The organism is Lysinibacillus sp. NPDC093190, assembly GCF_050280425.1.
In the GTDB taxonomy this organism is placed as follows: Bacteria; Bacillota; Bacilli; order Bacillales_A; family Planococcaceae; genus Lysinibacillus.
The window spans coordinates 1-26487 of record NZ_JBNNVG010000035.1; the positions used below are offsets into that span (position 1 = coordinate 1).

Consider the following 26487-nt stretch of genomic DNA (forward strand, 5'->3'; position numbering starts at 1 on the left):
CACACCCGTTCCCATACCGAACACGGAAGTTAAGCTCTTTAGCGCCGATGGTAGTTGGGGGCTTCCCCCTGTGAGAGTAGGACGTCGCTAGGCACCTGGAAAAGTCGAGGATTTATTCCTCGGCTTTTTTTCTATGAAAATAAATAATCTCTTGTTCTATGGAAAATAAAAGTTATATTGTTACTTTTGATGCAATGAGAGATAGTGAAGTATTGTTTAAGGAAGTGTTAGAAGATGAATTGCTGCTAGCCCCAGTGGCACCGACAAACATGGTATAAGGATATAGAGCATACAATAGCATGGGATTTTACAAAGGGTGTTGTAACAAAAAACACCACATTGTAGGGGCACCATATAAAGTTGAAAATAATTACTCTTAATAATGCAAATAAGCAGTTTCTCAAAATATGTTCAAAAGTAAGCAAAGATTGATTTGCATCTTTCCCCAGAAGTTTTCACCTTAATAAACATAATCATTAAGATAAAAGGATGTCCTTTTTTGCTTTTTGAAAGTGGAATAATTTTGTATAAAGAGTTGAAAAATGGCTTATCACCAAAAGTTGTGGATGACATCTGTTAAAATGTATACCATTTATCTTCATTCAGTAGATAACCAAATAACTATTGAAATAGAGGAACTCAGTCTAAGAATGCCACGTCCTATGGCAATTTATCTGTGCGAATACGAAGCGGCTCATTGGATCATCGGACGCCCCCAGGAAAGCGCGCAGTCGGAATGGAAATCAATCAACCACACGTTATGGTGATAAGCTTGAAAAACGGTTCTTGATGATTCGACTGTTGCAAGTAATACAGAGGTGGTACCATCACTAACCCTAGGGTCATGTCATACACAAAATCCAAATAGGACTAATAGTTTTCAACAATACTCGTTGAAAATCATTCAAATCAAGTGTGAATTATAAAAACTCATTAATTTCAAATTCACTATTATCAAATTATGCAAGAAAAGCAACAAAAGTTGATTTTTATTATTTTGTAAAATGCTATATAATCGGTCATTGCAATAGATGAAAAGTAAAAAAAGACTTAAAAGAGGGAAAATGTGTTTAAAGAAATTGCCAAGCGATGCATTATTAAAGGTTATCCAGATGGCACTTTCCGACCAAACGATTTGGCTCAACGTCAACATGTGGTACTTATGATTGACCGTGCATTACAACCAACACTAATTCGAGATGCTGTATCATTTTCGGATGTACCTAAAAGCATGTATATTATGAACAAATTACACGACTGCAACGAGCAGGTATCGTGGATGGTTCAAACGGAGCTTTCCAAATGCATATATAACACGTGCTCAAATGGCAAAAATGATGGTGCTTGCATTTGGCTTAACGCCAGAAGGCAATAGTAGGCGATGAAAACGGTAATTTTAGACCAAATGAAAACTTAACACGCGCACAATTTACAGCGTTTATGTATCGAGCACTTGTGTTATAAAACGTGAAAAAGAGGGATGTATCGTATATTCGATACATCTTTCTTTCAATTTTTTGATAAATGAAAAGAAAAATAGGTACTACATTAATTATTTGCGAATAAATCGGGGAGTCGTAGGAACAATTAAGCTATTGGGAGTCTTTTTATCATAAATTTGTAACTATCTTCATATAGTATTAGTAAGCCTATGAAAGGAGTCGTTATCATGCGCATGCCGGCACTACCTAAAAAGAAGTCTCCTCCAAGGGAAGCACCAAGGTCATGGTGGAAAGTTGTGAAAGCGTACTTATCCAGAGGGAGGTTTTACCGTATACCGCCTCGGAATTGATAAATGAGCATTCAATGTTCGATGCAAAAAAGTCGCCTTAATAGCGACTTTTTTATCTTCTTTCAGCAAATGTTTTTGTAGCGAAAGCAAAGCGTCAGCTACAGTTACACCAAGGTAAAATTGATTATTACATCTGTTCATTTTCTAATAGAAATGTATTCTTTGTTGGGCCGATTAAATAAAGCTCATGCATGGCTCGAGTAAGTGCCACATAAAGTAGCTTGCGATCAACCTTCGTATCGTAGAAAGGTGTATCGAATGCAGCTACGATAACAGCATCAAATTCAAGACCTTTTGCTAAATGACTCGGAACAACGAGCAATAAATCCTGATTAATAGACTCGTTTTCAGTTAAAAGCTGAGAAGCAATTTTTTTGTCTTTTAATGCTTGTTGCATTGTTAGCGCCTCTGCAGTCGTTTTACAAATTAAAGCGATGGAATGATGTCCATTGGCTCGAATGGCATCAAAAATTTCTTGTATTTGCAGGGCATCGAATGATGAAGCCGCTATATAGGTAGGGACATTGCCATGACGAACTACTGGCTCTACTAATGGAAGCTGTTCATCCATTTGTGCTAAAACCTTGTTCGCAACATCCATAATTTCAATTGTTGTTCGATAGCTTTTTTGAAGTGTTCTAAAGCTTGCTCTAGGAAATAGATTTTGGACAGGTTCCCAGGCAGTAAGAGAACGATAGCTATGAATTCCTTGTGCTAAATCACCAACCATCGTAAACATATCTGTTTCAAGCCCTGTTTTTAAAGCAGCAAGCTGAAATAAACTATAGTCCTGTACTTCATCGATAAAAACAACTCTCATTTTCCATTCATCTGGAATGCCCTTTATACGAGCTTGTAAATAATAAAGTGCAGCTAAATCTTCAAGCACCCATTGTTCTTTAACGTGTGCCTGTAAAAATTGCTGTTGCTCAATGTAATGCCATTCCGGTGCAAGCTCTGTTAAAAGCTCAGCATTAGTTAGAAGAGTACGATAGAGAGTCTTGATGTTATGTTTAGAAAAGCGTCGCATATAAACTGTTGCAGTTGATTTTGCCTCTTTTTCAATGGCAGGAATGCGTTCATCGCGCTCATCAATAAACTTCGTGACAACACGACGTCGTTTGTCATCATCACGAAATCCATCAAGTGCTCTGCCAAGTGCTTCATCATATTTTTTATGAAGCGTATTTAAAATAGCCTGTTTCTTTTGACGGACATGGCTTGCTAGCACTTTTTTAATATGTGCTAGTCGTTTTTCAATCGGCATATAAGAAAATTCATATAAAAATAGCTTCTTTAAATGGGAGGCGCGCATAATGCAATATTTTTCAATGAAAACATCCTCAAATTGGTTGGCGATTTCCTGCTCTATTTTTTGAACGTATCGTTCTATTACATCACGGTAATAAAGAGAGCCCTTCATTTCAGATATCCAAGAAGCTGCCTGTTGGGGTTCTCCTGCAACAAGCGATTCTAACTGCTCATTTGGGTTTTGTAGTTTCAGTTTTAGCTTAGTTGCAGCTAGAACGTAATCGGTAAAGGTTGTTTGACAAATTTTATCGACACCAAGCTCTGGTAAAACATCACCAATATAATCGATAAATAACTTATTCGGTGCTAAAATCATGAGCTGCTCTGGGTTAAAATGCTCGCCCATTGTGTAGAGGAAGTAAGATATTCGGTGTAGGGCAATGGTTGTTTTTCCACTACCAGCAGCACCCTGTACGATAATAGGCTGACGAAGATGTGCTCGTATAATTTCGTTTTGCTCCTTTTGAATGGTAGAGACGATTTCTGTCAAACGCACATCTGCTTTTCCAGCTAATGCTTCTTGCAGTAATTCATCGTTGGTTGTTAAATCAATATCCCGGATATCAAGCAATTCACCATCTTTGATTTTATATTGTCGCTTGGCAAATAGGTGTCCCTTATGGATTTCTCCGCGAACATCATATTCCATATCCCCAAGGCGACCATCATAATAGACGTTTGCTACCGGCGAACGCCAATCGACGATAATAGGCTCGTGGGTTTCTCGGTGAAACAAAGAGGTTTTTCCAATATAAAGGAATTCTTCAGGATCTCCTGTCTTTTGAAAATGAATTCGGGCAAAGTATGGCTTTTTTTGAATGGCCTCTAAGCCTTCCTTTTGGTTTCGGGCCATTTCAAAGAAACGAGCATTTGCTAAGATATTAATATAGCCCAAACTTGAATCTAAATAATCAAGATCAGCCATCGACTTACGAATATTTTCCTGAGCAGATTGCAAACCTCTTTGTGATTCATTTAAAATTTGCTGCATGTAATTTTTAGTGGAAGCTAGCCGTTCCACTTCAGCTTGAAAATCTGGATGTTGTGCAGTCATTCTTTAGCACCTCCTAAGTACTTGCATTTTCAAATAGATTATCATACTACTATATATAATATTTACCATCAAGTGAAATTGTATTAGGCTTATATAGGAAAAAGGGAAACTGAAATATAATGGCCCACCAGCTACTCTGTTGAGAGGTGGGCGAAACAGGAGGTTATCAGATTTGGATATTTTTGCCCATAGAGGCGTTTCAGAACATTACCCTGAAAATACTATGGCTGCTTTTGTGGCCGCATCAAAACTACCAATTACAGGGGTTGAACTAGATGTTCATTTAACAGCGGATAGGGAGTTAGTCGTTATTCATGATGAAACGATCAATCGCACTTCTAACGGCTCTGGCTACGTAAAGGATTATACGCTACAAGAACTTCGTGCATTTGATTTTGGTTCATGGCTTTCTTCTGAATTTGAGGGTGAAAGCATTCCAACTCTAGGAGACATTTTAGAGCTGTTTGCAGGCACAAATCATCGCATTAATATTGAGCTCAAAACAGATATATTTCCATATGACGGGATAGAAGCGCTTGTTATTAGGGAAGTAGCTGCATATCAAATGACAGAGAGAGTAATTATTTCCTCCTTTAATCATGAATCTATTCAGATCGTCGCACAAAGGGCACCGTATATCGAAAAAGCGGCGCTGTTTGCGGGAATTTTAGTTGATTTTAATGGCTATACAGCTCAAATCCCGGCAGATGCTATACATGTCAGCTTACCTACAGCGTTTCGCAGGTCGATACAAGAAGCTCTAAATGAAGGAGCGACTGTACGTGTGTATACAGTTAATGATGTCGATCACGCAAAACAATTACAGCAGCTCGGTGTACAGGCAATATTTACAGATGACCCGGAAAAGATAGTGTCGGGATTGGCATAGGATAGGAGCGACGGATAGAGCTGTCAGAGCGATGGAAAGAATGGTCAAAGCGACGGATAGGAAGGCGAGAGCGACGGAAAGAAAAGCCGAGGTGACGGATAGAAGTCAGAGCGACGGATAGAAAGGCAAAAGTAGCGGATAGAACCGCCAAAGCACTGGCTAGGCGTTATTCGTGGGCTTTTTCGGATTTAACGCGCTGAGGGTGCGCGTATATCAGTGCGTTAAATCCTAGTATGAAAAGATAGCAATTAAATTTTTCTGTTCCTACCACTTGACGCGATTTTCTTCGATGCTGCCTAGCATTTGCTTGATTACAAGTGTTTCGCCATTGTCTAGTAATACGGAGCCGTCGTAATAGCCAAACATTTGATGTACTTCAGATTTTATGAGACCAGCTTTTGTGACGGATACACGCTCGAAGAATGGGGAGAATGTTAATGAAACTTGGTTAGTGAATTTAGTCTTAATTTTCCACCGTTGCATTAAATCCTCTTGATCATAATTGAACAGTACATCCTCATGTATTTTTGTCATTTTACCTTCAACGAAAACAGCATTTTCGGTCATTCCAGTTCCGTCTGTCCATTTACCACCTAAATTGAGTCCGATTCGTCTACCTCGAACTCGTTGTGAGGCCATGCCCCAATTCCATGTGGATGTACGCGGCCAAACACCTCGACTGTATTCTAGTACAGAGAAGTTTTCCTCAGGGGAAAATGTAAAACGGCGATTACCAATTGTCACGAATCCAGAAGTAGGGAGTATATGATGCTTACCTGTAAATTGGAATGTTTTACGGTTCCAAGGGATGACTACATTCAATGATTCATCTGTAGACGGATGCTGAATAACAAGCTTTGCACGTAAAACATCTCCATCGAAGTCAGGGATTGAAACTGATAGATGTGTTTCATTTTGTACATATGTCATATCAATCATCATGTCGCTATTTTTGAAGGATACTGAATCTAGCACCTGTGTAGGCATTTTTAATTTTCCACCTAATGGAATTGTAATTGTTTTTTCAAAGTAGCGCTGTGTTTCATATTCAAGGAAATAGACGAAGCAGACCGCTGCGTAGTCTAGATGGCTAATAGTAGCTGAGAAGATGATCTCATCGCCGTAGACACACCAATAATTCCATTTCTTTTTGCGCATGATATGGCCACTCAAATTGCTGTTAATGAGAGGTTTACGAGCAAATCCGATGGCAGCTGGATTTAAATTACCTTTTTTATCGCATAAAAGAGTAGGTTGTATAATTTCTTTCTCAGCATGCTGCTTCAATTTCAACATCCCTTCTGATTCATAAAGTAAAAATCTATAATTCCTTACCCTTATTGTAGCAAAAACAATCTTAAAATTGGCAAAGTTAGTACCAATTAAGACCACATTCGACATTTTTATGAATAAGGACCTAACTAATAGAAAAACCTCTTTATACATATGTTGAACATAAGGAGGAGGAGTGTGGCAAAAATGTATAACAGACAGGCCGCTGTACAGTATGCGAACTTGTGGTGGAACAGACGTAATCCAGCATTTCCGAATTTTACTGTTGATTGTACGAACTATATATCTCAATGTTTACTTGCCGGAGGAGCACCAATGCGAGGTGCTCCAAACAGAGGGAAGGGTTGGTGGGTTCAACATGGAAATTGGAGCTTTAGCTGGTCTGTTGCACATTCCCTTAGATGGTATTTGGAAGGCTCTACAACTGGGTTGAAGGGTAGGCGTGTACAATCTGCCGAGGAGCTAGATCTTGGAGATATCATTTTTTTAGATTTTCAAGGAGATGGAAGGATTGATCATTCCGTAATCGTGACAAGTATTCAAAATGGTATTCCATATGTTAACGCACACACTTCAGATAGTATTAATCGACCGTATTTTTATGAAGATTCAACGGCCTATACGCCAAGCATGACTTATTATTTCATTCATATAGACGATAGTTTCGTTTAAGGTGATAGTAGTGTTAAAGCTCATCATTTTATGATAATGTGAAGGATAGAAGATATCAATTTCGCCTTGGCGTAATTGCGTCCGGATTTTGAATTGTGCATGCACAATTCATTCCTTTCAAAATCCGTGACATCCGCCGGAGGCTTTATCTTCATTCAGTAGGTGTTTGGACACCCAAAAAAAGGAACTATATCTGAATTTATCTCACCACCTTCAGAGGAGGGAGTCTTCTGCTGAATGAAGATAAATTTTAATTATTGTATTGTTATAGAAGGAGATAAGAGTATATGAGTGAACAATTTTTGTCTGTTAGGGATGCGATCATTGAGCGTCGTTCTATTAAAAAATTTAATGGCCAGCCGGTAGATCGTGAAGATTTAATGGCCATTATTGACGATGCAGTATGGGCACCGAATCATGGAAACCGAGAGCCTTGGCGTTTAGTCGCTGCATGTGGTAAGGAGTTAGCTGCTCTTCATAATTTATTGCGTGATCTAGCGATACCGAAATGGCAGGAGCTTTCAAGTGAAGACTTAGCGAAGCAAATGACGAAATTCACATTACCGGGTGGCTATGCTTTTGTAATCGTTCCAGAGGATGCACGACAAAAAGAGCGATTAGAAGATTACGCAGCGGCAAGTATTTTTATTCAAAATATTCAATTGCTAGCTTGGGATAAAGGAATCGGCTCATGCTGGAAAACACCTGGCTTCCTAGATAATCCGAAATTCCGTGAAGCCTTAAAGGTTCAGCCGGGTGAGCGCGTAATCGCGATGCTACAAGTTGGCTATTTTGATGAAGTACCAAAAGGGAAAGAACGTAAAAAATCAGCAGATATCGTCACGTTTTTCGGAGAATAACATAGCAAAATCCTCTCGTTAAAATTTGGGGGCACTAAAAAGTCGATTTGCCACGAAAGATGTGATGCAAATCGACTTTTTTTGAGTCCTCATAAAATTGGCGAGGGGATTTGTTTAATTTATTTTTTTAATTCCGCTACCTCAAATAAATAATCGCTTAAAACACGTAATCCTTTATCGAAGTTTTCTAAATGGAAGTGTTCATTTGGTGCATGGAAGTTTTCACTTGATAAGCCGAAGCCCATTAGCACTACTGGCAATTCTAAAATTTCATCAAAGGCAGCCACGATAGGGATCGATCCTCCTCCACGTGTGTAAGCAGTTGGCACGTTATATACTTTTTCGTATGAGCGGCCAGCAGCTTGGATAAATGGATGATCAAATGGTGTTAAGAATGGACGACCTTTATCGAATTCAGAAATAGTCACTTCAACGCCAGTTGGCTTATGTTTTTCAATATGTGCTTTTAATAGTGCTACAATTTCATTAGGCTCTTGATTTGGTACTAGACGGCATGTGATTTTTGCGCCAGCCTCAGCAGGAAGCACTGTTTTAATGCCTTCGCCAGAGAAACCACCAAACACACCATTGACCTCTAATGTTGGGCGTGCCCAAGTACGTTCTAAATAAGAATAGCCAGCTTCACCGAATAATTCCTTCACGCCAACTTCTTCCTTCACGGATTCTTCATCAAAACTAAGCGCACGATAAGCTTCGCGTTCCTCTTCAGATAATGGTAAAACTTTATCGTAGAAGCCCTCAACTTGAATTGTGCCATGCTCATCACGGAAGGATGCTAAAATGTCAGCTAATGCATGAATAGCGTTTTGTACACCGCCACCGTAAAGACCAGAGTGAAGGTCTCCTTTTGCACCACGAACATCAATTTGAACCCCCGTTAAGCCACGTAATCCATAGCATACAGCAGGCTTACCAGGTCCATATAAACCTGTATCAGAAATTAAAATTAAGTCAGCAGCTAGTTTCTCCTTATGCTCTTCGACATAGGCAGGAAGGTGAGGACTACCAATCTCTTCTTCACCTTCATAGATGAATTTCACGTTCACTGGTAAAGTGCCAGTTGTTGCAAATAATGCTTCAATCATTTTTAAGTGCATAAACACTTGTCCTTTATCGTCACTAGCACCACGAGCGAATAGTTTGTTATCTCGGATTGTAGGGTTGAATGGCTCCGTTTCCCATAAATTTAATGGGTCAACCGGCTGTACATCATAATGACCGTAAAATAGAATAGTTGGTTTACCCTCTGCGTGTAACCAATCAGCATAAACAACAGGGTGACCTGCAGTTTGCGTAATGGAGATGTTCTCAAGATTTAGCTTTTTAAAAGCGTTTGCCAGCCACTCAGCGGCATTTTGTATATCTCCTTTATGCTCTGATAAAGAACTAATACTTGGAATACGTAAAAATTCATTTAATTCATGTAAGTGTGCTTCGCGATGTTCTGAGAAATACGCATCTAATTGCTGTAAATTTGTCATCTAGCATCCCTCTTTTCAAATATTTCGATAATAGAAATAGTATAGCATAATGTGGTTGGGGAATCTTGTTATAGCAATGGTTTCAGACGTTTTTATTATTGATTAGCCCCACAGAATATCGAAACAGAGAGATGTACCTTTACCAATCACAGACCATTTCTTGCTGGATGCTTGTCACATGCTTTCATCACTGTTCTTTTCTATTTATAAAAAAGCAATGTCCTCCAAATGCATTCTAGGACATTGCTAAAATCTATCGTACAACCGATGAATTATTTATTGAAGCGTACAAGGCGCTCAATTGGAAGACGTGAAGAACCATAAGCTGGTCCAGCTGCCTCGCCAATGGCTAGTAATAAAATAGGCACTTCGTTCGGTGGTAATTCCATATATTCAGCAAATTTTGATTTGTCGAAGCCGCCCATTGCGACTGTATCATAGCCCATTTCCTTCGCTAATAGCATAATTTGCATTGAAATTAAGCCTGCGTCAAAGTGAACGATATTTAGTAGTGCCTCTTTTGGGATTGCACCATACATTGCTAGAGAGTCCTGTGCAAGCTTACTTGCAATGTCTTCAGGCATATAGCCTAGCTCAACGTTTTTTGCATAAATTTCCTCTGCATTTAGATACATTTCTGTATCTCCAATGACAGCGATAATGGCAGATGCTGTTTCGATTTGTTCTTGATTAAATGAAAAAATATTGATGTTCTTTTGGATTTCTTTATCATCGATGACGATAAAGCGCCATGGCTGCATATTACTTGAAGATGGAGATGAAGTTGCATCTTCTAACAGTTGCATAATCGTTTCACGAGAAATCGTTGTGTTAGCATTGTATTTACGAACCGATTTACGCTCGTGCATAATTTTTTTTACTGGTGTAGTTGTCATTTTATTTCCCTCTTTTACTAAATATAAATTAAACCGCTTTAATTGTTACGTTGATATTGCCCATTGTCGCTTTTGAATAGGGACAAACGGTATGTGTAATCTCTAATAATTGTTGTGCTTCTTCAATTGATAAGCCTTCAATATGTCCTTCAATGTCAACAGCAAGCACGTAGTCAAATGCAGCTTGCTCAATTAGTTTAACCGTTGCTTTAATTGTTGATGCCCCTTGAATTTTCTTTTGACGTTTAATTAAATCTAACGCGCTATTAAAGCAAGCGCTATAACCTGCTGCAAATAGTTGTTCTGGGTTTGTAACATCCGCTAATTTTGAGCCAGGTGGTGCAATATTTAATGATAATGATTGATCCTCTGCATACGATTTACCATTACGGCCACCATCATTAATCATTGTTGTTGTATATAATTCTTTCATAAGATTAACCTCCTCTTCTGTTGAACCATTCAAATAGATTGTGCACAATTTAATTGCGCGATATTGATTGTATACAATTTAATTGTGTTTGACAAGTAGAAACTTTATTTTTAATATTAATAGTATCAAAAGTACTTAAAGAGGGGATTCCTATGCCGAATCATTTAGATAATCAACTATGCTTTCTTTTGTATGCGACTTCAAAGGAAATCATTCGACAATATACGATGTTATTAAAGCCATACGATTTAACTTATACAAGTTATATCGCCATACTAGCCCTAGAGGACGATGAGCAAATTACGGTGAAGGAATTGGGGCAACGTTTATTTTTAGACTCTGGTACATTAACACCAGTACTAAAAAAGTTAGAGGTAACAGGCTACGTCCGTCGTGAGCGTTCCAAGGAAGACGAGCGACATATGAAAATCTATTTAACAAAAGCAGGGATTGAAGTACGTCAAAAGCTACCTGAAGTGTCACGTCAAGTAATGAAGCAAACGAACATTTCAGAGCAGCAGTATATGCAGCTGAAAATCGTCCTTCAAGATATTTTACAAAACGACTTGCCAATTAAGGATGAAAAGCTAGGGAAATAAACTGATTTATGAGTCTCTCCTTGAACTATTGGATCAATGCACACAAGATTCAGCCACAAAATAATCAAATTGTATTATTTAGTAACGTCAGCTATCAAGTTGGCGTTTTTCTGTTTTATATAATAAAAACAGGGATAAACAGGTGTTTTTGTACATCCAAATGAGAGGGATTGTCAAACTAGTTAATTTGGAAAAAAGGTAGTTACTGAAACTTTACGAAATTAAACCTCGTAAATACAAGTAAATGTTTTATTTATACATTAATGGGGGTGTTGTTGTGGAAAAGTTCAGTAGTCCAGAAGAAATCATAGATATCTGGTTAAGAGAAGGTTACGAAAAAGTTTATGATGCTACATCAAAAGACTTTCAAAAGATGGTCACTTTAGAACAATTCATGGAGCTAAGCACATTTTTTAATAAGGGTGTTAAAAAATATCAATTAGAAACAAAGACGAAATTACAAAATTTAACGCATTACGTATGGTCAGATGATAAACGAGAGAAAGTAGTTGTAGCTTCCTTTGATGAATTCAATCAAATACAGCGTTTTTATTTAAAGCCTTTTACTGCTTATCCAAAAACGGATCAACAATATACAGAAAATAAATTTATAATGCCAATTAGAGGTGAGTGGTTTGTTTTTTGGGGTGGTACGAATGAATTTGTAAATTATCATTATGTATATGAAAATCAGCGATATGCTTACGATTTAGTAAAAGTTCAAGATGGACAATCTTATCAAAATAGCCAAATTCGAAATGAAAATTTTTATGCTTTTGATGAAGATATTATAGCACCAGCAGATGGTAAAATCGTAAAAGTTGTAGATGGAAAAAAAGATAATGTACCAGGGAAAATGGATGAACATAATCCAGCAGGAAACTATGTCATGATTGAACATGCGAATCATGAGTTTAGTATGATTGCACATTTTAAAAATAACTCAATTTTAGTAAAAGCAGGCGAAATCGTAACAGAAGGGCAACTTATTGGGAAATGCGGAAACTCTGGTAATTCATCAGAACCTCATATTCATTTTCAGGTAATGGATTCCCCTGATCTTGTATATGGAAAGTCCATTCGTATTCTATTTAAAGATGGTAAAGAGCCAATACAAGGGGATACGATATCTTAAACATACGAAGCGAAAGCAAAGTGTCAGGTATGGAAGTCTCTCACCTCAATGATGAATGCGGGATTAAGTTACTTTTCAATAAGATAGTTCAATATTTTTGATTTTTATGTATTTGTGCAAGTATTCTATTCAGGAGGTGATAGAATGGTGAAACATAAAAAAATAATAGCTATTTCAGGTAGCATTCGAGAAGGTTCTTCCAATACGAATATATTAAAGGCTTTAGCAGCTTTTATTCCTGAAGATATTGATTATTCTATTTATAACGGAATAAAAGATATTCCGCATTTCAACCCAGATATAGATGGAACGGAACCACCAGCTGTTGTAGAGAATTTTAGAAAAACGTTAGCTGAATCACATGCACTTATAATCTGTACGCCAGAATATGCAAAAAGTGTTCCAGGAGTCTTGAAAAATTCTTTAGAGTGGCTTGTTTCATCTGCCGAACTTTATAAAAAACCCGTAGCTGTTATAACAGCTTCTCCATCAGTTACTGGAGGAGACAAAGCGCATGAATCTTTACTACTTACTCTAGGCATGCTTGATACGATTATTGTTGAAAATGGATCGTTGCTAGTTCCAGCTGTCGGAACTAAATTTAATGATAATGCCACAGTGAAAGACGAGAGCACCAAGCAATCACTTATTGACCTTATCAATAGTTTAGTGTACGAGATTAATAAATAACATAATCAACAAGTGCACGGATGCACTATAAAGCACAATTCTACCTTACGATATGGTGGCGTAGCTCTTCCAAGGTATCTAAAATTAGCTATCGACAATTAAATATTTTACCGTAGTAGAAAGGTCTTACTTCTAGCACAGTAAGGCTTTTTCTTTTGTGGAAAAGAAATTAACACCGAACAACAAGCGTTTGCTGATTACAACATTGAGTTAGGAAATGCTACTTTAGATAACTGGTTGAAATGGTAATTGGTTAACGAGTTCAAGATCACCCTACAATAGATGATCTTGAATACTCCGTTTTCAAAGTTTGTTACCATTTACCAAATGAAAGGGATTAGTTTTTTAGTTGTCTGTTTATATAATGTAAATTGTTCTCCGTACTTGTTTTGTAAGTAATCATCAGATTTTGGAATATAGCCAAAAACAAATACTAAGAATAAACCTAGAGGGATAAGCAAACTATAAATATTGTTAGAGATTAGCGCTAAGCCTAGTACCCAAAGGCAATCTCCAAGATAATTAATATGAATCGCATATTTAAATAAACCGTCTGTATATAGTTTACCTTTGTTTTCAGGATTGTCCTTAAAAGGTTTTCTAAGTAACTCTGAAACTGTGTTCAACATACTGCCCCCTAAAAACAATATCCAGCCTACAATAAGTACTGTTAAGTTTGGATCCTGATTACTAGTAATCATTAAAATGGGGAAACCTAAATAATAAATCCCGAAAGCTAGACTATTCATGATAGCTTCTTGCCATGCAATACCCCTAGGCAACCATATAAACATCATAGCTGTTAATCGTAAAGCTGTAATAATTAAAGCAATAAAAAGCCCTAGTGAAATGCCTGATTTGTCATATGTAATGAAAAGTAAATAATAGGCAATGATTAAATAGATAATCTCAGCAACTAAAATCAAGATTTTTTCCTTTATCGTTGACTTGCTTATACCATACATTGTAAGACGCTCCTTCATTTTTTATTTAATAGGGAAATATACCTCTATAATATTATTCTCCTCTGGTGTGCTATAGGGGTCCGTTTGATAAACTTCAAACGGAGCACCGTTCAGTTTATAGTTATTTTCAGCAATCCAAACATGCAGCTTTGTATGAATAGAAGGTAATTCATCGTAAGAGCCAATAAGCGTAGCCATTGCGCAAAGGCCCGGATTAAACACTTTTGTTTTATTTGTGGCCATTGCAAGAGGAATGGCAATTTCTACATCATAATTTTCAGGTTCATATTCTGAACTATGGAAAATAGCAAGTGGCTTGGCAATAGGTGATAAATTTTCAAACAAAATTTTACTAAACAACTCATTAAAATGTATTAGAAAATCAGCGGTATTTATTTGTTTTCGTTGAGATAATATATGATAGGTTAAGTGATCCACAAGTTTAATCTCAATCTGATCTAAATAACCCATGATATTTTTCTCTTCTTCTAATAGTTGAATATCATGCTTTAATTTTTTTGACAACGAAGAATAAAATGTAATCTGTTGTGTCAGATTTTCTTGCTTGGCTTTCATTTTAGAGTTAAAAAGTTCGGTATTCTCCCAATTAGCTAAAATAACCTTGATTTCTTCTAATGAAAATAAATAGCTTTTTAAGCGTGCAATCAATAAAGCTGTTTCTAATTGAGAAATATCGTAATAGCGATAGTTGTTTTTAGCGTCTATGAAAGCGGGTTTTAAAAGTCCAATTTCATCATAGTAGCGAAGAGTCTTCAATGTGAGATGTGAGACCTTTGAAAACTCACCGATCGTAAGCATAACAATCACCTCCTGTTTTAAATATAATGCTTCCTGTAAGTGGAGGGTCAATCAATGTAACTAAATTTTTTTATCGTCATATAAAATATTGGCGGAATTAGGGAGTAATAGATTGTGAGACTGCATTAGGGTGGGAGTAGTTCAATGAATTTGATTTAACCTCAAGTTGGGTATACATTCCCCAGGTGTAAATCAAACTGTTGATAAGAAATCTAAGGTTTATATATGGGGATATAAAAATTATTTATTTTATTTAGATAAAAGGAAAAAGTTGATCTAGAAAGTCTGTAAAAGGGACTTCTTGGATCAACTTCAGAGGCTATGGCAATCCTTATACGAAATTCTTCATCATTTACTGAATGTTTTGCCCGCTGTGTCAAAAATGTCTATGTTTGAAATGAACTGACCTCAAAAGGTTTTTTATCGTCTCCTTTCGGAACAGCTCCATGATTAATAATGGAAGATAATAATTGAATTCCACTTTCGATTTGGTGTTCTGATAATGCTCCGAATCCTAACATAATAATGGATTCTGGCTTTTGAAGAGACCAATGGGCATTTGGGGAATAAATTCGAACACCCAATTTTTCAGCTTCAATAATTAAATCCTCCGCTTTTATATGTTTTAAATAAAGTAATACATGCAGACCAGCTTTTTCTCCTATTACTTCAACAAAAGGATATAAGTAATTTTCAATTGCTTTTAATAGTACTTTATGTTTCTTTTGGTATGTTGTTTTCATGCGACGTAAATGCTTTTCAAAATAACCTTCTTCCATAAAATGTGCAAGTGCATCTTGAATAATCAGTGAAGCCCCTTGACTATATGATTTAAGATGTTGAATCCCATGTTTAACTAAATCATCAGGTAGAATTACATAGCTACATCTTATGGAAGGTGAAAAACTTTTTGAAAATGTGCCACAGTAAATCACTCGATTCTCATTATCTAATGATTTCAAAGGAGGTATAGGTTTTCCAATATGACGAAATTCACTATCATAATCATCTTCTATAATGTAACTTTCATTTCTCTTTGCCCACTCTAACAGTTCCAGTCTTTTTTTTATAGGTAAAACCATTCCCATCGGAAATTGATGTGAAGCAGTAATATAAACAGCTTTTGTTAAAGTCTGTTTTAAATGCGAAACAGAAATACCATCTTCATCTAATGGAATGTCACAAATTTTGCACTGACTCTGAACGAATGCTGCTCTCGCGTCTTCATAGCCGGGATTTTCGATAGCTACCATAGTTGATGCTAAATCTAATAAGCGCGTAATGAATTGTAAACTTTGTTGAGTACCACCAAAAATAAAAATCTGATCACTCGAACAATTAATACCTCTAGATTTACGGACATAATGTGATATTTGTTTTCTTAAATGTAACTCGCCTTGTTTTTCTCCATAGCTAGTCATATTATTAATATTTTCTAAAGCTCTATTCATACATTTTCTCCAAGCCCGAAGAGGGAATTTGGAGGGATCTAATGAACTATAAAAGAAATCGATTGAAATGTTAGGTGACTCGACTTCTTTGACATTATTGATGGGGCTAGGGTCTGATATAAATTTAAAATTTTCGAAAGGTAGAATGAAAATTCCACTTCTTGGTTTACTTTCTACATATCCTTCAGCAAGCAACTGCTGGTAGACAGAGTGTATAACTTGTTTGCTAACATTTAATTCGTGAGCAAGAAATCGAATGGAAGGTAATTTTTCACCAGCTATTAAATTACCTAATTGTATTTCATTTTTTATATAATTATATAATTGTACATGAAAAGGCTCATGATTCTTACTTCGATCAAAATAAAAAAACATATTTTTCTCCTTAAACTGTCCTATTAAAAAAATAACAAACTGTCTCTTTTCAATATGACAGTTCTATTTTATTCTATCATTATTCGAGTTACAAAAGACTAACATATATCTTTATATGGATTTAAGGAGAAGATAAAAATTGTCGACATATATTTTACAACATGTTCCATTCGAAACTCCTGGAATTATAGAAGAAATCGAATCATATACGATTATTAAAATGTACGAAGATGCACAATTACCTTCAATAGAAGAAGTAGGTATGTTAATTATCTTAGGGGGACCTATGAGTGTAAATGATTCAATTCCTTGGTTAGAATCGGAAAAAATATTTATAAAAGAAATAATCAAAGTAAATAAACCAATTTTAGGGATCTGTTTAGGGGCACAACTCATAGCAGAAACTTTAGGTGCAGAGGTTTATAAAAATCCGAAAGGTAAAGAGGTAGGTTTTTATCAGGTAAAAAAAGTTACTAACGAATATGATTTTTTACCTAGTGCGCTTGAAGTTTTGCATTGGCATGGAGATACTTTCGAACTTCCTAAAGAAAGTAAGAGACTGTATTCAACTGATGCTTGTTCAAATCAAGCCTTTATCTATAATTCAAATGTAATTGGTTTGCAATTTCACTTAGAAATGACTAAAAATACGTTGTTGCAATTAGTGGAGGAAGATAAAAATTATATAGAAGGTAGTATTTATGAACAAACAGCCGAAACGATATTAAATACTTCTATTTCATCTGAAAATAAAAAAGTATTAGCAGAGATTTTAGAGTATTTAAAAAATAATTAAAAAGGAAGAAGTATTTATGGATCAAAGAGTACATCCAGATTTAAAAGAACCATTTTCATCTTTAAAAGAAATGACACTGACAGTTGAGAATATAAAAGATATCCGAAGAAAAAATAGAGAGATGATAGTACCCTATCAAAATAATAATCTGATTTTAGAAGAACAATGGATAAATGATAGTGAAAAGTTAAGGATTAAAATTTATCGTCCAAAATATCAAAAGGATACATTGCCTGGTGTTTTATATATACATGGCGGTGGGTATATTTTTGGATTAGTAGAAGGTAACGATGTAAAATGCGGGGAAATTGTAGAGAAGGTAAATTGTGTAGTTATTTCAGTAGATTATCGGTTAGCTCCTGAACACCCATACCCTGCTGCGATTGAAGATTGCTATATTGCATTGCAATGGTTTGCTGAAAATGCTCAACAATACAATGTTGATCCTGATAACATAGCTGTTTTAGGAGGTAGTACAGGAGGTGGTTTAACAGCAGCACTTTCTCTAATGGCAAGAGATCGAAAGGGGCCAAAAATTAAATTTCAAATGCCTTTATTTCCTATGATCGATGACAGCTGTCAATCAAAATCTAGTAAAGAGATTATTGATAAACGTGTGTGGTGCGGCGATTTTAATAGACTTGCTTGGACTCAATATTTAAAAAATAATATTGGAAAGAAGACGCCTATTTATGCTGCACCAGCTAGAGCAAAAGATTATTCAAATCTGCCTCCTACTTATACAGCAGTCGGAGAACTTGATCCTTTTAGAGATGAAACATTACAATACGTTACAAATTTAATAAATGCAGGTGTACCAGTAGAATTTCATCTCTATCCAGGATGTTTCCATGAGTTTGAAGCAATAGTTCCAAATGCGGCTATAAGTAAATTGGCTACGGAAGAAACTTATCGAGCATTGAAAAAAGCATTATACAACTAATATGGGCTTAACTTTATCTTTTTTTCTCTTCAAACAAGATCTATTGTTTAGCATTTACAAATGTAATTTATAATTTCCATAAAGCAAAAAGCATCTACTCTCGGGGATGTTTTTTTTGTTGCTATTAGATTTTGTCGCAGTCTTTTTGTCTTCAAATTATTTACAAACATGAGTGATTGCAACGTTTTGGGTACTTTTGAATTGGATGGGAAATTTATAGATGTAGTGAAATTATTTGTTCAGAGATTTAGGAAAGAACAAAATGATGAATGGAATTTAATAAGGGAGTATTGTGAGCACCTTAATTTGGAATCTTTTATCTCTAACTAATTGAGGTAATGCTATATCTTTATCAAACTAGGTATTCAACCACTCGTATTTGAGTGGTTTTTATTTTGCCTGAGAAGCGGGCAGGGTCCATCTTGGTTCATTATTTAAAGTTGGGCAGGACATTTTTTTAAACGGATGCCCACTTAACCCCTAAGAAAAGTACACAGTCGGAACGGAAATTAACCTCACATGATGAGTTTTCATCTTGATATATTTCCCGATTATCACCTTTACATTGAAGCTGTCCGGTTATTATGGTGGAGTGTATATTCTTGAATATTGATTGCTAAAGAAATATAATTTCTAAAAGGAAACTATATTCGAGGTGAAATAAGTGGAAAATATAAAAAATGCTCTGATTAATTTGCAATGTGAATTGGTTGCAGAGAGAAATAAAGTGAATCTGCAAAATATAAGTTGGATACAATATGATATCTTGCATCTGTTATCAGAAGAGGAAAGATTATTACCGTCGCAAATAAGTACTATTCTTGGGATAAGTAGAACGAAATTGTCTAAATCTTTGAGAGACCTAAAACAATTAAGCTATCTGGAACAAAAACCAAATGTCCAAGATGGAAGAGAGTTAATCACTATGTTGACTGCCGATGGAAAAGCGCTAATAAAAAACATAGAAACGGGTCATGACAAACTTTACGAAATTGCAGGTAGTGTATTCTCGGAGGAAGAGTTGGTGTTGTTTTCGGAGCTATCAATGAGGTTTTCTAAGGCTCTTAAAGATGAAAGGCTGAAGGATCATGAATGAGTTTATTTCAATAAAAGGGGCAAAGACAAACAACCTGAAAAATATTTCTCTAGAGATTCCAAAGCATAAAATCACTGTTGTAACTGGTGTATCTGGATCAGGAAAATCGTCTTTGGTTTTCGATACTTTAGCTGCTGAATCTCAAAGACTATTAAACGAGACCTACTCCAGTTATATTCAACAATTACTGCCGCATTTTGATAAGCCAGTCGTTGATAAGATAGAAAATCTGCCAGTTTCAATAGTCATTGATCAAAAAAAAGTCAGAGGAAATGCTCGCTCGACTGTTGGTACATTCACAGACATCTATACAAGCCTGCGGTTGCTATTTTCTAGAATGGCTACTCCGTTTATTGGTTATTCTATGGCGTATTCGTTCAATAATCCGGATGGGATGTGTCCGGTTTGTAAAGGTATTGGAGAGATGCAACAGATTAACGTTAATAGATTGATTGATTTTGATAAATCACTTAATGAGGGAGCCATTCGTTTTCCTACATTTCAGCCTGGCGGTTGGCGGCTAACACGATATACGGAGACAGGGAATTTTGATAATGATAAAAAAATCTCTCAATATACAGAAGAAGAATTGAATATCCTACTTTATGATGAAGGAAGTGCCCCGAAGAATCCTACTGAGCGTTGGCCGAAGACTTCTACATATGTCGGAGTGCTTCCACGGATTCAAAAAAGTTTCGTTGAAAAGGAAGATGCCAAATATCAATCTAATTTAGAGAGAATCCTCGAAATTCGTACCTGTCCGGATTGCTTGGGGACTAGAGTAAATAAAACAGTACGCTCAGTTAAATTAAGAGGTAAATCTATTGCTGATTGTGTGGATATGTCTATTGATGATCTATTGTTGTTCATCCAATCCATTGATAGTTCGTCCGTTTCAATTATTATTGAAGATGTAATACGAAAACTTGAAAGTCTACAAATAGTTGGGCTAAATTATCTCACCCTTAATCGAAATACCACAACTCTTTCAGGTGGGGAGTCTCAAAGAATAAAGATGACTAAGCATTTGACTAGTTCATTGTCAGATGTTTTGTATATTTTTGATGAGCCAAGTATTGGGCTTCATCCAGAAAATATTGTTGGCATCAATCAAATTTTTCGTGGTTTGAAAAAAAAGGAAACACGGTCGTTTTAGTTGATCATGATCCAGATATCATTAAAATTGCTGATCATATCATCAACATTGGCGAGCTTGCGGGAGAAAATGGAGGAAGAATAACGTTTGAAGGAAACTATCCTGATCTCCTAATTTCTAATACGCTCACTGGTAAAGCTTTATCAAAAAAACATACGGTCAACACAAACAAAATTGCTTTTCAATCATTTTATTCACTCGATCAAGTCAGTCTTCATAATGTTCGGGATGCAACAGTTAAAATACCAAAACAGGCTTTAACTGTTGTGACAGGTGTTGCTGGCTCCGGAAAAAGTACATTGATACGTTATTTATTCACTGAAAAATATCCTAACACTAGAGTGCTAGATCAAAGTCCTATACATGGGAGCAATCGATCCAATCTGCTAACTTATCTCAATGTATTCGATAAGATAAGAGAGCTGTTTGCCCGTGCATCCAATAAAAGTGCCTCTTTATTTAGCTTCAATGGAAAAGGTGCTTGTCCAGTTTGTAAAGGGAAAAGTCATGTAACACTAGATTTGGCCTATATGGGAGACGTTGAGCAGGTTTGTGAGAAATGCAATGGGAAAAGATATAACGACGAAGCACTCTCAGTTAAGTGGAAAGGATTGAGCATCCACGATGTACTCCAACTGACGCCTTTAGAGGCCAAAGAATTTTTTAGTGACCACGGCATTCAAAGGATTATGTCCAATTTAATTATGGCGAATTTAAGTTATGTACACTTGGGTCAAAGTTTAGACACTTTCTCAGGTGGTGAGCTTCAACGAGTAAAAATAGCAAAAATATTGGGTGACGCAAGTAATGACCTTATTGTGTTGGACGAGCCAAGTACAGGATTGCACGAAGCTGACATTGATAATTTATTAGTGTTGTTTAATAAACTTTTAAGTGAAAAGAAAACACTAATTGTGTTGGAACATAATTTATCAATTTTAAGCCAAGCACAATGGATCGTTGATATGGGGGTAGAGGGTGGAAACTTAGGAGGAAATGTTCTCTTTGAAGGTTACCCAAGCGATTTATTGGATATAGAAAACTCATATACAGCAAAACACTTACGACGCTATGTGAAATAGACTATTCTATGAACTTAAGTAGAGGGGTCTTCACCAACATTCTAATAAAAAGCTGAATGAGAGAAATCATTCAGCTTTTAGTATGCTTATTCTCGAATAACTAATAGTACGCCACTAAAGATTAATACAGTTCCAACCCAAAAGGATACACCGATTTGTTCGCCTAGTAATAGCCATCCTAGGAAGGTGCCGACGATTGGTTGAAAGAAGAAAAATAAACCACCACTTGCGGCATTGAGCATCTGTAATCCACGATTCCACAGTAAGAAGCCACACGCTGTAGAAATAATTCCTAAGTAGAGTAGGCCACCCCAGATTGATGGTTCTACCATAGCATGGAAGTCTAAATTTTTTAATCGTGGAATGGCTAAAGGTGTTAAGACAATGATAGCGACAAGTGTTCCGTAGCTAGTGACAACGATTTGTGAATACTGCTCCGGTACCCGTTTAATAAGGACGGACATCAGTGACCAGGTTAGGGCAGCGATTAGTAGAGCAACCCCACCTAATTGATGGGAGGAATCGATATGTGCACTACCGACGATCATATAGACTCCGAATGTCGCTAGAATAATAGAAACAGCTTTTTTAAAAGTGATTTTTTCTTTTAAAATGAATCTCGCAAATACAACCATAAATGCCGGTGTCGTTGCAGTAATGATAGCTCCCATTTGAGCAGTAGACAGCATAGTACCTATCTCTTGGGCAACGATAGAAATCGTATTGCCAATTAGCCCGATCATAAAAATTAACAGCCAGTCCCGTTTATCAATTCGCCATGATTGCTTTGTAATAATGCCAATGATAATCAAAGCAATTATTGCAATCATATAGCGTAGCCATACTAATTCTAAAGGTGGTACGGTATCGACAACTACCTTTACTACTACATACATGCCGCCCCAAATGCTAGCAGCAAGTGATAAATATAAGGAACCTAATAAGGTTTTTTTCATGTTTTCCCCTCCGTTATCTCTAGACAATGCCTGTCCTTAACGGAGAAATGAGGATTCTCCGTTAAGGGAGAATAACTTCAGGTACATCGTGTTCAAATAATGGTGAAAAGATCATAATATAGCCAGCTCCTTTTATAGTATTTCATTCATCATATAACATTTTTTTGAATTTGAGAGAAAAAAATGATCTGAGCTCGGTAAATTACCGAATTCAGATCATGTTAAAGCAATTTCGCCTTGGCGTAATTGCGTACGGATTTTGAATTGTGCTTAGGCCTGCACGATGCAGGTCAGTTAGCCGTTTTCGCAGGATGTGAAGGTTTTAGGCTAACATCCTTATATTAATTCCTTTCAAAATCCGTGACATCCGCCGGAGGCACTATCTTCATTCAGCAAAACATTTGTTGCTGTCGCTACGCTTTCGCACAGAAAAACATTGCTGAATGAAGATAAATTATTGAGCTGTATAGCCACCATCAACAAGAAGGGTAGTCCCATTGACAAAGCTTGCATCATCGCTTGCTAAAAATAGCACAGCTTTTGCTATTTCCTCTGGTTTACCAAGTCTGCCTTGTGGATGAAGTGAAGCTAAATATTCTTTCTTTTGAGCATCTACTTCAGCGAGTAGGGGTGTGTCAATGTATCCCGGACATACAGCATTAACACGAATGCCTTCTTTTGCATAAGCAGTACATAAGTTTTGCGTTAACAGTTTTACGCCACCTTTTGCAGAAGAGTAGGCTGTTACAACTGGTAGTGAAGCGAAACTATGGATAGAGCCAGCATTAACAATAACACCGCCTGTCCCTTGTTTAAGGAACTGTTCAATTGCATATTTATCAGAAAGAAATACACCCGACAAATTAATATCAATCGTTCTTTTCCATTTTTCGTAGGATAATTCATGTGCTGGAGCATCATCAGCTACGCCAGCATTTGCATACATAATATCTAGCTTACCATATTTATTGACGGTTTCATTGATCATATTTTGAATCTCTTCTTCTTTTGTTACATCTGTTTTAACGAAAAGAGTATCATATCCATTACTATTTAATTCTTCTGAGATGCTTTGTCCACGATGCGAAAAATCAGCAATAACTACTTTTGCTCCTTCTTCAACAAATAGGCGAACAGTCGCTTCACCAATGCCACTTGCACCACCTGTTACGATTGCTACTTTATCTTTTAATTTCATATTTAATCCCGCCTTTTATTTTAATATGGGTATATCTAGTGATACTTCCATCATACCCGTTTTGTTCTGAAATACTATCCTATAAGATGCTGTATAATATTGAGTAAATATCGTCTATTTATAGGGTAATTAATTATGAAGGAGCAGGATTTATATGACCCATTCAAATGAAGAAGTTACATTCCAAGAATTCGTCTTGTTCATTAAAATCTATAGCAAACAGCTAGAAGAAAATATAAATATCTATCTTAATCTAGAGCCTTCTATTTCTGAGTTAGATCGAAAAAGGACTACAATGCTGTTGGATTCGTTTATTCTTCTGTTAACTAATATTGATATTGAAGATATAAATGAAGCATATGGAGGTTATTTAGATACGTGGCTTCAATCACAATTATCCATTATAGATGTGAGAAGCTTAAACCTGTTTCAATTAATTTTTGAGAAGTCCTTGATTACCTTTATGATTCAACAGAAACATAGCCGAATGAACGCAATATTACTGTTTTTACTATCGATGTTTACTTATCTTGTTCAAAGTTATAACAAATATGAGGAAGAGCATAAGACAAAGTCCGAATCACATGAAAGTTTGGAACTGAAAAACCTCCTGTTGTTAGATCAGCTTAATAAGCTACTGATTCGTTGTTCTGGATATCAAGATTTAGCCTATATATTAAAAAAATGTGAAGAGTATTTTCAATATAAAAGATGTGTCTTTTATGCATATGTCCCATGGTCAAATCAATTCTACGGTGTTATTGGAGCGGAACTTTCAAAAGTACAGAGCATGAAGGGACAGCTCACTGAACAACATTTAGTTTTTGGCTCAAAGAAACCAATTTATTTAAAAGACCCTAAAAATTTTGTGAAAGAAGAGCATATAAAATTATTTAATTTGTCCTCTGTTATCTTTATACCGATTATTCATGAAGATCAATTGTTTGGGTGGCTTACATTTGATCAGCTAGGTGAAGAATTTGATTGCACTAAAGATGAATTACAATTACTTGAACAAGTTGGGAAACGCTTGGGGTTATTTTTATCAAGAAAAGGTGAAAAAGTGGAGAACTTCTCTGAGTTTCACTTAACAGAACGGGAAGCTATGATTTTGGGCTTACTAGCAGAAGGGTATGACAATAAAAAAATAGGTAGCTTACTGTTTTTAAGCGAGCACACAGTAAGAGATTATGTCAGTAGTTTAATGACAAAGCTAAAAGCGAAGAATCGCACACAGGTTGTCGCTTCCGCCTTTCGATTAGGGCTGTTGAATTGAGTATTTAACAAAAAAATCGTGTGAAAAATCCGGATTTTTTCGCGATAGGAAATTTAAGGGAATACTATTGAATGTACAATAAAAAAGATGGGGTAGGGGCTTGGTATGAATCTTTCCTTCGAAAAAGAAGTATAGTAATAAAACATTATTTACGAATATTACAAGTGAAAGCATTTAAGCTTACATGATTGTAATGTAATTGAAAGCCAATACGATAGAGTGTAATACATTATTTTGCGAGAATGTGTATAGAAGCAAGAACAAGAAGCGGAGGAATACACAATGAATGAAAAATTAGAAGGCGTATATGAGGAATACAATCGTTACATATACCACTTATGTTTAAAACTTACTCGCAATAATGTAGAAGCTGAAGATTTAATGCAAGAAGTATGGGTAAAAGTTGTGCGCTATGAGGATAGCGTTGCCGAGGTGGAGCATATTAAAGCTTGGCTAACAACAATTACAATGAATACATTTAGAGATCGCTATCGTAAAACAACACGACGTAGTAAATACATGATGAACCAACCTGAAACATTAGACGTACCGATTTTAGATTTGGTTCCCAACAATGACATTTCAACAGAAGAAAAAATTGAAAAAGATATTGTTACTAAATTAGTACAGGATAAAATGGGTCAATTAGATACAATCTATCGTAAAACATTATGGTATTTCTACATAGACCAATTTTCACTTGCAGAAATCTCTACAATTATGAAAGTTTCAATTGGTACTGTGAAATCTCGTTTATTCCGTGCTAAAGCTCGTTTAAAAGAAATGCTAATGGCTGATGTATCCATAGTAGAGTCTGTGCTGCCAGCATAATTAAATGCATTGGTCGCACTAGCATAATTACTTAGACGGAAGTATTCGCTCGGCCAACCCCAAAAAAGATGCATTGCAAAATTACTTTGCGGTGCATCTTTTTTTTTGTATGGATTTTTATAGCCGCGAGGATGAACATCGCTGATAAAAGGTTCAGAATCGCTGATAAAACACCGAACATCGCTGATAAAAGTGCTAGAAACGCCGGTAAACCGAGTCAAATCCTATACAAAGTTTTTTAACCCTGACTTTAGTTTTGGTAAATTTTCCAGCTTATATTGGAATTCGCCGCTAAAAGTGTGAGTTGCGCCGCTAACCAAAGGAGGAACGTCGCCAAAACATAAAATTGCGCCGCTAACCAAGGAGGAACGCCGCTAAAACCCGAAATCCTGATATACCTGTATTCCGTAATTAAGG

25 protein-coding genes and 1 rRNA gene are annotated in these 26487 nt (G+C 36.2%); 16 read left to right on the forward strand and 10 right to left on the reverse strand.

The window, feature by feature from the left end:
• The 3 genes from rrf to ACQKOF_RS21305 form a co-directional block, all read left to right on the forward strand.
• A 5S ribosomal RNA gene (rrf, locus tag ACQKOF_RS21295) occupies nt 1–93 on the forward strand; the annotation flags it as partial.
• A gap of 973 nt (nt 94–1066) precedes the next feature.
• Entirely contained in the window at nt 1067–1375 is a 309-nt protein-coding gene (locus ACQKOF_RS21300) for an S-layer homology domain-containing protein (RefSeq protein WP_427561441.1), read from the forward strand.
• Nucleotides 1372–1464: an S-layer homology domain-containing protein gene (locus ACQKOF_RS21305; RefSeq protein WP_427561546.1), complete on the forward strand. Its 93-nt coding sequence runs from the start codon at nt 1372–1374 to the stop codon at nt 1462–1464. The genes ACQKOF_RS21300 and ACQKOF_RS21305 overlap by 4 nt, the downstream gene beginning before the upstream one ends.
• 455 nt (nt 1465–1919) lie before the next feature.
• Here the strand turns inward: ACQKOF_RS21305 and helD are convergent, their stop codons facing one another.
• Nucleotides 1920–4157, reverse strand: a complete 2238-nt coding sequence (gene helD / locus ACQKOF_RS21310; protein ID WP_427561444.1) for an RNA polymerase recycling motor HelD — start codon at nt 4155–4157, stop codon at nt 1920–1922.
• 172 nt (nt 4158–4329) lie between these two features.
• On the opposite strand from helD, the gene ACQKOF_RS21315 reads away from it, so the two are divergent.
• Nucleotides 4330–5046 (forward strand): glycerophosphodiester phosphodiesterase, encoded by a 717-nt coding sequence (locus ACQKOF_RS21315; protein WP_427561446.1) that lies wholly within the window; start codon nt 4330–4332, stop codon nt 5044–5046.
• A 264-nt stretch (nt 5047–5310) separates the two neighbouring features.
• Here ACQKOF_RS21315 and ACQKOF_RS21320 read toward each other — a convergent pair whose 3' ends face one another.
• Nucleotides 5311–6333: a DUF2804 domain-containing protein gene (locus ACQKOF_RS21320; protein ID WP_427561449.1), complete on the reverse strand. Its 1023-nt coding sequence runs from the start codon at nt 6331–6333 to the stop codon at nt 5311–5313.
• A 183-nt stretch (nt 6334–6516) separates the two neighbouring features.
• Between ACQKOF_RS21320 and ACQKOF_RS21325 the strand changes: the two genes are divergently transcribed.
• The gene (locus ACQKOF_RS21325) at nt 6517–7011 is read left to right on the forward strand and encodes an amidase domain-containing protein (RefSeq protein WP_427561452.1); all 495 of its coding nucleotides are present in this window, start codon (nt 6517–6519) and stop codon (nt 7009–7011) included.
• A 287-nt stretch (nt 7012–7298) separates the two neighbouring features.
• Nucleotides 7299–7871, forward strand: a complete 573-nt coding sequence (locus ACQKOF_RS21330) for a nitroreductase family protein (RefSeq protein ID WP_427561455.1) — start codon at nt 7299–7301, stop codon at nt 7869–7871.
• A gap of 119 nt (nt 7872–7990) precedes the next feature.
• Here ACQKOF_RS21330 and ACQKOF_RS21335 read toward each other — a convergent pair whose 3' ends face one another.
• The 3 genes from ACQKOF_RS21335 to ACQKOF_RS21345 all read right to left on the reverse strand — a co-directional run bounded on the left by ACQKOF_RS21335 (nt 7991) and on the right by ACQKOF_RS21345 (nt 10702).
• Nucleotides 7991–9373, reverse strand: a complete 1383-nt coding sequence (locus ACQKOF_RS21335; RefSeq protein ID WP_427561457.1) for a dipeptidase — start codon at nt 9371–9373, stop codon at nt 7991–7993.
• A gap of 272 nt (nt 9374–9645) precedes the next feature.
• A complete protein-coding gene (locus ACQKOF_RS21340) occupies nt 9646–10269 on the reverse strand; it encodes a nitroreductase family protein (protein ID WP_427561460.1) in 624 nt (207 codons plus the stop codon).
• A 28-nt stretch (nt 10270–10297) separates the two neighbouring features.
• A complete protein-coding gene (locus ACQKOF_RS21345) occupies nt 10298–10702 on the reverse strand; it encodes an Ohr family peroxiredoxin (RefSeq protein WP_427416234.1) in 405 nt (134 codons plus the stop codon).
• Nucleotides 10703–10854: 152 nt separating this feature from the next.
• Between ACQKOF_RS21345 and ACQKOF_RS21350 the strand changes: the two genes are divergently transcribed.
• From ACQKOF_RS21350 to ACQKOF_RS21360, 3 genes are all read left to right on the forward strand, one after another.
• The gene (locus tag ACQKOF_RS21350; protein ID WP_427561463.1) at nt 10855–11301 is read left to right on the forward strand and encodes a MarR family winged helix-turn-helix transcriptional regulator; all 447 of its coding nucleotides are present in this window, start codon (nt 10855–10857) and stop codon (nt 11299–11301) included.
• A 277-nt stretch (nt 11302–11578) separates the two neighbouring features.
• Nucleotides 11579–12436: a peptidoglycan DD-metalloendopeptidase family protein gene (locus ACQKOF_RS21355; protein WP_427561465.1), complete on the forward strand. Its 858-nt coding sequence runs from the start codon at nt 11579–11581 to the stop codon at nt 12434–12436.
• Nucleotides 12437–12580: 144 nt separating this feature from the next.
• A complete protein-coding gene (locus ACQKOF_RS21360; protein WP_427561468.1) occupies nt 12581–13126 on the forward strand; it encodes an NADPH-dependent FMN reductase in 546 nt (181 codons plus the stop codon).
• Nucleotides 13127–13446: 320 nt separating this feature from the next.
• Here the strand turns inward: ACQKOF_RS21360 and ACQKOF_RS21365 are convergent, their stop codons facing one another.
• The 3 genes from ACQKOF_RS21365 to ACQKOF_RS21375 form a co-directional block, all read right to left on the reverse strand.
• Complete coding sequence (locus ACQKOF_RS21365) at nt 13447–14091, reverse strand: methyltransferase family protein (RefSeq protein WP_427561471.1); 645 nt, start codon at nt 14089–14091, stop codon at nt 13447–13449.
• A gap of 21 nt (nt 14092–14112) precedes the next feature.
• Nucleotides 14113–14910 (reverse strand): MerR family transcriptional regulator, encoded by a 798-nt coding sequence (locus ACQKOF_RS21370; protein ID WP_427561474.1) that lies wholly within the window; start codon nt 14908–14910, stop codon nt 14113–14115.
• A 386-nt stretch (nt 14911–15296) separates the two neighbouring features.
• Nucleotides 15297–16736 (reverse strand): PLP-dependent aminotransferase family protein, encoded by a 1440-nt coding sequence (locus tag ACQKOF_RS21375; RefSeq protein WP_427561477.1) that lies wholly within the window; start codon nt 16734–16736, stop codon nt 15297–15299.
• A 139-nt stretch (nt 16737–16875) separates the two neighbouring features.
• Here ACQKOF_RS21375 and ACQKOF_RS21380 point away from each other — a divergent pair, with 139 nt between their 5' ends.
• The 5 genes from ACQKOF_RS21380 (at nt 16876) to ACQKOF_RS21400 (ending at nt 21809) form a co-directional block, all read left to right on the forward strand.
• Nucleotides 16876–17532 carry a type 1 glutamine amidotransferase gene (locus ACQKOF_RS21380; protein ID WP_427561480.1) on the forward strand — a complete coding sequence of 219 codons (657 nt, stop codon included), beginning with the start codon at nt 16876–16878 and terminating at the stop codon, nt 17530–17532.
• Nucleotides 17533–17548: 16 nt separating this feature from the next.
• Nucleotides 17549–18475, forward strand: a complete 927-nt coding sequence (locus ACQKOF_RS21385) for an alpha/beta hydrolase (protein WP_427561483.1) — start codon at nt 17549–17551, stop codon at nt 18473–18475.
• 664 nt (nt 18476–19139) lie between these two features.
• Entirely contained in the window at nt 19140–19571 is a 432-nt protein-coding gene (locus ACQKOF_RS21390) for a MarR family winged helix-turn-helix transcriptional regulator (protein WP_427561486.1), read from the forward strand.
• Complete coding sequence (locus ACQKOF_RS21395; RefSeq protein ID WP_427561489.1) at nt 19564–20727, forward strand: hypothetical protein; 1164 nt, start codon at nt 19564–19566, stop codon at nt 20725–20727. The genes ACQKOF_RS21390 and ACQKOF_RS21395 overlap by 8 nt, the downstream gene beginning before the upstream one ends.
• A 266-nt stretch (nt 20728–20993) precedes the next feature.
• Nucleotides 20994–21809 (forward strand): ATP-binding cassette domain-containing protein, encoded by an 816-nt coding sequence (locus tag ACQKOF_RS21400; RefSeq protein WP_427561491.1) that lies wholly within the window; start codon nt 20994–20996, stop codon nt 21807–21809.
• An 86-nt stretch (nt 21810–21895) separates the two neighbouring features.
• On the opposite strand, the gene ACQKOF_RS21405 is transcribed toward ACQKOF_RS21400, so the two are convergent.
• Entirely contained in the window at nt 21896–22765 is an 870-nt protein-coding gene (locus ACQKOF_RS21405) for a DMT family transporter (RefSeq protein ID WP_427561494.1), read from the reverse strand.
• Nucleotides 22766–23219: 454 nt separating this feature from the next.
• Nucleotides 23220–23963: an SDR family NAD(P)-dependent oxidoreductase gene (locus ACQKOF_RS21410; RefSeq protein WP_427561497.1), complete on the reverse strand. Its 744-nt coding sequence runs from the start codon at nt 23961–23963 to the stop codon at nt 23220–23222.
• Between the two features lie 154 nt (nt 23964–24117).
• On the opposite strand from ACQKOF_RS21410, the gene ACQKOF_RS21415 reads away from it, so the two are divergent.
• Together ACQKOF_RS21415 and ACQKOF_RS21420 are read left to right on the forward strand one after the other, a co-directional pair.
• Nucleotides 24118–25239 carry a LuxR C-terminal-related transcriptional regulator gene (locus tag ACQKOF_RS21415; protein WP_427561500.1) on the forward strand — a complete coding sequence of 374 codons (1122 nt, stop codon included), beginning with the start codon at nt 24118–24120 and terminating at the stop codon, nt 25237–25239.
• A gap of 282 nt (nt 25240–25521) precedes the next feature.
• Nucleotides 25522–26070 (forward strand): RNA polymerase sigma factor, encoded by a 549-nt coding sequence (locus ACQKOF_RS21420; protein ID WP_427561503.1) that lies wholly within the window; start codon nt 25522–25524, stop codon nt 26068–26070.
• Nucleotides 26071–26487 lie beyond the last annotated feature (417 nt).

Excerpts from the sequence above, each read along its gene's own strand:
- ACQKOF_RS21370 (WP_427561474.1), bottom strand. The coding sequence starts at position 14,910 with ATGCTTACGATCGGTGAGTTTTCAAAGGTCTCACATCTCACATTGAAG.
- ACQKOF_RS21345 (WP_427416234.1), bottom strand. The coding sequence starts at position 10,702 with ATGAAAGAATTATATACAACAACAATGATTAATGATGGTGGCCGTAAT.
- ACQKOF_RS21420 (WP_427561503.1), top strand. The coding sequence starts at position 25,522 with ATGAATGAAAAATTAGAAGGCGTATATGAGGAATACAATCGTTACATA.
- ACQKOF_RS21340 (WP_427561460.1), bottom strand. The coding sequence starts at position 10,269 with ATGACAACTACACCAGTAAAAAAAATTATGCACGAGCGTAAATCGGTT.
- ACQKOF_RS21350 (WP_427561463.1), top strand. The coding sequence starts at position 10,855 with ATGCCGAATCATTTAGATAATCAACTATGCTTTCTTTTGTATGCGACT.
- helD (WP_427561444.1), bottom strand. The coding sequence starts at position 4,157 with ATGACTGCACAACATCCAGATTTTCAAGCTGAAGTGGAACGGCTAGCT.
- ACQKOF_RS21385 (WP_427561483.1), top strand. The coding sequence starts at position 17,549 with ATGGATCAAAGAGTACATCCAGATTTAAAAGAACCATTTTCATCTTTA.
- ACQKOF_RS21360 (WP_427561468.1), top strand. The coding sequence starts at position 12,581 with ATGGTGAAACATAAAAAAATAATAGCTATTTCAGGTAGCATTCGAGAA.
- ACQKOF_RS21395 (WP_427561489.1), top strand. The coding sequence starts at position 19,564 with ATGAATGAGTTTATTTCAATAAAAGGGGCAAAGACAAACAACCTGAAA.
- ACQKOF_RS21335 (WP_427561457.1), bottom strand. The coding sequence starts at position 9,373 with ATGACAAATTTACAGCAATTAGATGCGTATTTCTCAGAACATCGCGAA.
- ACQKOF_RS21365 (WP_427561471.1), bottom strand. The coding sequence starts at position 14,091 with ATGTATGGTATAAGCAAGTCAACGATAAAGGAAAAAATCTTGATTTTA.
- ACQKOF_RS21410 (WP_427561497.1), bottom strand. The coding sequence starts at position 23,963 with ATGAAATTAAAAGATAAAGTAGCAATCGTAACAGGTGGTGCAAGTGGC.
- ACQKOF_RS21405 (WP_427561494.1), bottom strand. The coding sequence starts at position 22,765 with ATGAAAAAAACCTTATTAGGTTCCTTATATTTATCACTTGCTGCTAGC.
- ACQKOF_RS21330 (WP_427561455.1), top strand. The coding sequence starts at position 7,299 with ATGAGTGAACAATTTTTGTCTGTTAGGGATGCGATCATTGAGCGTCGT.
- ACQKOF_RS21415 (WP_427561500.1), top strand. The coding sequence starts at position 24,118 with ATGACCCATTCAAATGAAGAAGTTACATTCCAAGAATTCGTCTTGTTC.
- ACQKOF_RS21375 (WP_427561477.1), bottom strand. The coding sequence starts at position 16,736 with ATGTTTTTTTATTTTGATCGAAGTAAGAATCATGAGCCTTTTCATGTA.